Raw genomic sequence first — 5,987 nt, 5'->3', positions numbered from 1 at the left:
CCGTAGAGCAGCGTCACCTTGCCGTTACCCAGCAGGCCTCGCAACTGCGTCACCGCCGCGCCATTCCCATCCAGCTCAGCGCGATACCGCTCCTGAAATTCCGCCCAGCGCGCCGCCTCGTGTCCGAACCACTTTCGCAGCTCGTCGCTCGGCGCGATGTCCTTCAACCACAGCGTCAGCGCGGCGTCTTGCTTGCTGACGCCGCGCGGCCAGATGCGGTCGACCAGAACCCGCTGCCCGTCATCGGCAGCGGGCGGCTCGTAGATACGCTTGACCGCGATGTTGAAGGCCATCACACCTCTCGGCTGCAACCCTCAGGCCCACTCGCCCTTGCGCATGACAGGCACGCGGGCGCCGTCCTTGTGGACGCCATCGATGTCGATCTTGTCCGAGCCGATCATCCAGTCGATGTGGATGAAGCTCTTGTTGCCGCCGCGCGCCGCGATCTCGTCCTGGCTGAGCGAGGCGCCGTCGACGAAGCACTTCGAATAGCATTGGCCGAGCGCGATGTGGCAGGCGGCGTTCTCGTCGAACAGCGTGTTGAAGAACAACAGGCCGCTGGCCGAGATCGGCGAGGAATGCGGCACCAGCGCCACTTCGCCGAGGCGGCGCGCGCCCTCATCTGTATCGAGCACCTTTTTCAGCACATCCTCGCCCTTCGAAGCCTTGGCCTCGACGATCCTGCCTTCTTCGAAACGCACCGAAATGTCGTCGATCAGCGTGCCTTGGTAGGACAGCGGCTTGGTCGAGGAGACATGGCCTTCGACCCGCCTCGCATGCGGCGTGGTGAAGACCTCCTCGGTCGGGATGTTGGGGTTGCAGGTGATGCCGTTCTTGGCGGTCGAGGCGCCGCCCATCCATTCATGGCCGTCCGCAAGCCCAACCGTCAGGTCGGTGCCCGGTCCGGTGAAGTGCAGCGCATGGAAATTATGGCCGTTGAGCCATTCGGTGCGGCTGCGCAGCGCCGCGTTGTGCGCCCTCCAGTTGCCGATCGGATCCTCCACATCGACCCGCGACGCGGCGAAGATGGCATCGGCGAGTTTCACGACCGCAACATCGTCGGCATCGCCGGGGAAGACCTGTTTGGCCCAGGCGAGGTCCGGATAGGCGACGATGTTCCAGTTGATGTCGAAGCCGGTGATCTTTTCCAGCGCCGGCTGATAAGCCATCGAATTGGCCTTGTTGGCGCGCGCCACTTTCGCCGGATCCTGTGCGGAGAGCAGCGACGGATCCTCGCCGCGCACCGCAAGCCTGGCCGCATTGTTGGAGAAGGCCTTCGCCATGCCTTCATAGAGCCAGCCGGCGGCGCGGTCGAAACCGGCATCGGCGCCGAAGCGGTAGCGCGCCAGCGTCATCTCGTCATCGTTGAAGATCGGCGTCACCAGGCCGGCGCCGGCCTTGTAGGCATGCTCGACGATCCGCCTGGTTAGCGGCAGTGCCGCGATCGATGACGTTAGCACCAGATCCTGGCCTGGCTGCAATTGCAGCCCGACCTTGATGGCGACTTCCGCCAGCCTGTCGAGCTTCACCGGGTCGATCGATGCGGAAACGCCGCGCGAATGTGTGGTCATGATCCTGCCTGTCGTAGTTTGATGTCCGGCCTACCATAGAGCGGCGGCGCGGCGCTTTCCACCGCGATCGCGCCGGCGGGTTTTGGGTTTGCGGACCCGAACCGCGCCATGGTTGCTTCGATCTCTTCCCTGATCCAGACCTTGAAATCCCGGACCTTGCGGCTTTCCGCCTTGACGGACGAGGTCACCAGCCAATAGCCGAGCCCGCTCTGGGCGCGGATACCGAAAGGCGCCACCAGCCGCCCGTCGGCCAGCGCATCCGCGGCGAGCAATTGCCAGCCCAGCATCACGCCATGGCCGGCAATCGCCGATTCCAGGCACAGCATCGGGTCGGTGAAACGCGCACCCTTGAGGAAGCTGACAGGTGGGACACCGGCCGTCTCGAACCAGCTTTCCCAGTTGATCATTGCTCGCTCGTCGGTGATCGCGCAGGTCTGGGCAAGGTCCTCGACCGACTTCAGTTTTTGGGCAATCGCCGGCGCGCAGACCGGGAAGACTTCCTGCGCCAAGAGCAGTTCCGTGCGCCCGCCCGGCCATTTGCCGTCGCCAAGCCGGATGGCGATGTCGATGTCTGAGTGATCGAGATTGGCCAGCCGCACCGAAGCGTCGATGCGCAGCAGCACGTTGGGATGTCGGTCGAAGTGGCGAGATAGTCTGGGCAACAGCCACTTCGAGGCAAAGGCCGGCGCCACCGAAACCACCAATGTGCATTGCGTAGCCTCGTCGGCCAGCGCCACGGCCTGGGAAAGCTCACGAAATCCAGCACCAAGGCGGGCCGCGAAGACGGCGCCGAATTCGGTCAGCACCAGACCGCTCGCCGTTCGCTCGAACAGCGCCTGGCCGAGCTGTTTTTCGGTACGGCTTATCTGCTGGCTGACGGCGCTGACGGAAACGTTGAGCTCACCGGCGGCCGCCGCCAGCGATCCGAGACGGGCAACGGTTTCGACGGCGCGCAGGCCGTTGAGGTGGACGCGGTTGAGCATGGCCATTGAGTTTTTCTAAACTGATCCGGCTGAAATCTCAATTGAAAGGCATGTCGAAACGGCGGATTTTATCGGAAGAGACAGACCTGTGGAGCCGGAAATGCTGAGGATCTTGTCGTCGTCGCTGAAGGTCTTTTTCGCTGCGAGTACGCCGTATGAGCCGCACCCGGACGGCGAAACGCAGAGATGGCTGACCGATCCGCTTTCGCATCCGGTGCTGAACACCATGTCGGAACGCGAACTGGGCGATGTGCCGTTCAGGCTGACGGCACGGCGGACAGTGCACGAGACGGCCCCATTGCACGCCGGCGGCCGCTGCTGAGCAGGCGCCAAGCCTTCCGGCTTGAGGAAAGTCGAGGCGAGCACCACGTCCCGCGCACGCACTGGCCCAACAGATGGCGATTGTTTCAGCGACCCCTGCACTTATTGTGCAGTGCAATGACATCAGCCACCTCGACAGCGCTGCGTTTCGCCTTCGCCGGCATGATTGCCATGGCGGTTGCCATGGGCATCGGCCGTTTCGTCTACACGCCGATCCTGCCCGGCATGATGCAGGAATTGCATCTGTCGCCTGCCGATGCCGGTTGGATCGCGTCGGCCAATTATCTCGGCTACCTCGTCGGCGCGTTGGCAGCGGCGGGCGGCTGGGCGCATGGGCGCGAGCGCCTGCTGATGCTGGCGGGGCTTGGCGCCAGTACGGTCCTTGCCGCGCTGATGGGGCTGACCGATGCGATGGCCGGCTTTCTCGTCATCCGCTTTCTGGCCGGTCTGGCCAGCGCCTTCGTCATGGTGTTCATGGCCAGTATCGTTTTCAGCCACATAAACGCTGCCGGTCGCAGCGACCTGCAGGCCTGGCATTTCGGTGGCGTTGGCCTGGGCATCGCTGTGTCGGCGGCGATGATGGCGGTGCTGGTCGCCGAGCATTCGGGCTGGGCTGCAGGCTGGCTGTGGTCGGCGGCGATTTCGGCCTGTGGTTTCGTCCTCGTTGCGCTGTTGGCCAATGAGGGTCCGCTCGGCAACGGCGAAGTCACCCGCGAGCCGGCACTGCGGATGGACCGGTCGTTGGTCAAGGTCATCGTCGCCTACGGCCTGTTCGGCTTTGGCTATGTGGTGACGGCGACATTCCTGGTCGCCATCGTCCGGCAAGGCGGCGGCAGCCGCGTCTTCGAGGCCATGGTGTGGATGGTCGCCGGTCTTGCGGGCTTTCCCTCAGTCTGGCTCTGGCAGAAGATCGCGGCCCGCACCGGCCTCTATGCCGCCTATGCGCTGGCGTGCTTCATCGAAGTTGCCGGCGTCACCGCCAGCGTCGCCATCGGCGGCGCCACCGGGCCGCTGCTTTCCGGCGTGCTGCTCGGTGGCACCTTCATTGCCATCACCGCATTTGGCCTGCAGGCCGCCCGGCAGCAGGCGCCAAGCGCGCCGCGGATTCGCCCTGATGACGGCTGCGTTCGGCCTTGGCCAGATCATCGGGCCGGTCGCCGCCGGGTTTCTGGCGCAGATGTCCGGCGATTTCTTCCTCGCCTCGATCACAGCCGCGATCGTGCTGGTCGTCTCCGGCGCCATCACATGGTCGGCTGCGCCAAAATCGCCATGATTGTGGGCTTGCTGTGCCGGGCATCGGGCACGGGCATTTTCTTTCCCACTAATGTGTGACTTTATGCCCGCTGTCGTCAGCTGATTTGCGCCTAGATCGAGGAATTCGCCACAGTGTTCGTATCCTTTTTCCCGCAGCCGAAGCTGTTCTTCACTTCGGCCGCCGTCTGGAGCCTTGCGGCGATCCTGTTCTGGTTCTTCGGTGGTGAACAATTAGGTACGGTTTTCGGATTGCCGCCCGCCGCGGCCGGCGCGCCGCCCATCATCGGCATCGCCATCCTCGTATCGAAGCCGTTCCTCTGGTTCTATCTCTATTTCGCGTTCTGCGTGCTCGTCTTCTACGCATTCTGGAGCTGGTATTCGCCGCATCCATGGCAACGCTGGTCGATCCTGATGACCGCGGTCATCCTGTTCTTCATCTATTTCAATGTGCAGGTCAGCGTCGCCGTCAACGCCTGGTATGGGCCTTTCTTCGACTATGTGCAGGGGCTGATGTCGGGGACTGGAAAGTCGACCAACAGCGAATTTTATATCGGATTGGCTGATTTTTCGTGGCTCGCCCTGGTCGGCATGAATGTGCAGGTGGTCAACGCCTTCATCGTCAGTCACTGGATCTTCCGTTGGCGCACGGCGATGAACAACTACTTCGTCGAGAATTGGGGCAGGCTACGCCATATCGAGGGTGCCTCGCAGCGCATCCAGGAAGACACGATGCGGTTCTCGCAGATCATGGAAGATCTCGGCTCCAGCTTCGTCCAGTCGATTATGACGTTGATCGCATTCCTGCCGGTCATGATCCAGTTGCAGGCCCATATCACCGAGTTGCCGATTATCGGCGCGATTCCACAGCCATTGGTTGTCGCAGCCCTTGCCTGGTGTCTGTTCGGGACGATCTCGGTCATGGTTGCAGGTCTGAAACTTCCAGGGCTGCAGTTCCGCAACCAGCGCGTTGAGGCAGCCTACCGCAAGGAACTCGTCTACGGCGAGGATCACGCGGACCGGGCCCAGCCGGCCACCACGGCCGAGCTGTTCGAGAATGTTCGCCACAATTATTTCAGGCTCTATTTCCACTACATCTATTTCAACGTCGTCCGTTACACCTACCTGCAGGCCGACAACATTTTCTCGCTGCTGATCCTCGGTCCCTCGCTGGTGGCGCACAAGATCACGTTCGGCGCGCTGAACCAGATTTCGAACGCATTCGGCAAGGTGACCGGTTCACTGCAGTTTCTGCTCACCTCCTGGTCGACCATCGTCGAGCTGCAATCGGTCCACAAGCGCCTGCGCGCCTTCGAGGCGACGCTGCAAGGCGAGCCGCTGCCCGATATCGACCAGCGCTATCTGGCAAGGCAGGGCGCTGAGGATCCGGCCTAAAGATCGAGGTTGGAAACGAACCGGGTTGGCGGCTCAGCCGCCGACCGAGACCTGCCTCTGGCCGGCATCCTGGCGCGAAACATAATCGCGAAAACTGATGCATTCGACATCGGCCTTGACACAGACATCGCCGGCAAAACGCTCCAGCGCGTTCCAGTAGGCGCCGTCATTCATCAGCGCGAAGTGGAAGCCGAGCTCCAGCGGAATGCGCTTGCCGGCATACTGCTTGTCGAAGGCGGCGCGGAAGGCATCATAGGTCCGGTTGGCGAACTCGCCCGCTTGGCTTGGCCGTTCGAAGCCGCCGGAATGCCTGACATAGAGATTGTAGTCCATGGCGATCACCGGCCGTGACTTCGGTCCTTCTGGAATCTGCGGCAGCGAAAAGTGCATGACGCCGTTGCTGGCCGTCGGTCGGGCGGGGCCCTGCGAGACGCCGCTGGCGTCGAATTGATAGCCGGCGGCCGGC

At 62.9% G+C, this 5,987-nt stretch carries 5 protein-coding genes and 2 pseudogenes; 3 read left to right on the top strand and 4 right to left on the bottom strand.

The window, feature by feature from the left end; all coding sequences use genetic code 11:
* The 3 genes from EN991_RS20260 to EN991_RS20250 all read right to left on the bottom strand — a co-directional run.
* On the bottom strand, positions 1-293 hold a 293-nt coding region (locus EN991_RS20260; RefSeq protein ID WP_127369393.1), incomplete at its 3' end, for a DUF488 family protein.
* A 21-nt stretch (positions 294-314) separates the two neighbouring features.
* Positions 315-1,571, bottom strand: coding sequence for an aminopeptidase (locus EN991_RS20255; protein WP_127369392.1), 1,257 nt, complete (start codon positions 1,569-1,571; stop codon positions 315-317).
* Complete coding sequence (locus EN991_RS20250) at positions 1,568-2,560, bottom strand: LysR substrate-binding domain-containing protein (protein ID WP_127369391.1); 993 nt, start codon at positions 2,558-2,560, stop codon at positions 1,568-1,570. Before EN991_RS20250 ends, EN991_RS20255 begins: the two co-directional genes overlap by 4 nt.
* 94 nt (positions 2,561-2,654) lie before the next feature.
* On the opposite strand from EN991_RS20250, the gene EN991_RS20245 reads away from it, so the two are divergent.
* From EN991_RS20245 to sbmA, 3 genes and pseudogenes are all read left to right on the top strand, one after another.
* Positions 2,655-2,876, top strand: coding sequence for a hypothetical protein (locus EN991_RS20245; RefSeq protein WP_024502627.1), 222 nt, complete (start codon positions 2,655-2,657; stop codon positions 2,874-2,876).
* A gap of 116 nt (positions 2,877-2,992) precedes the next feature.
* Positions 2,993-4,148: pseudogene (locus tag EN991_RS20240) on the top strand (YbfB/YjiJ family MFS transporter).
* 113 nt (positions 4,149-4,261) lie between these two features.
* Complete coding sequence (gene sbmA, locus EN991_RS20235; RefSeq protein ID WP_013532851.1) at positions 4,262-5,521, top strand: peptide antibiotic transporter SbmA; 1,260 nt, start codon at positions 4,262-4,264, stop codon at positions 5,519-5,521.
* Positions 5,522-5,554: 33 nt separating this feature from the next.
* Here sbmA and EN991_RS20230 read toward each other — a convergent pair.
* Positions 5,555-5,987: pseudogene (locus EN991_RS20230) on the bottom strand (polysaccharide deacetylase); the annotation flags it as partial.

It is taken from the genome of Mesorhizobium sp. M7A.F.Ca.US.005.03.2.1 (assembly GCF_003997795.1).
GTDB lineage: Bacteria > Pseudomonadota > Alphaproteobacteria > Rhizobiales > Rhizobiaceae > Mesorhizobium > Mesorhizobium ciceri.
Note: the sequence above shows the minus strand (reverse complement) of the source record. Positions and strands in the feature narration are given on the sequence as shown.

Excerpts from the sequence above, each read along its gene's own strand:
- EN991_RS20255 (WP_127369392.1), bottom strand. The coding sequence starts at position 1,571 with ATGACCACACATTCGCGCGGCGTTTCCGCATCGATCGACCCGGTGAAG.
- EN991_RS20250 (WP_127369391.1), bottom strand. The coding sequence starts at position 2,560 with ATGGCCATGCTCAACCGCGTCCACCTCAACGGCCTGCGCGCCGTCGAA.
- EN991_RS20245 (WP_024502627.1), top strand. The coding sequence starts at position 2,655 with ATGCTGAGGATCTTGTCGTCGTCGCTGAAGGTCTTTTTCGCTGCGAGT.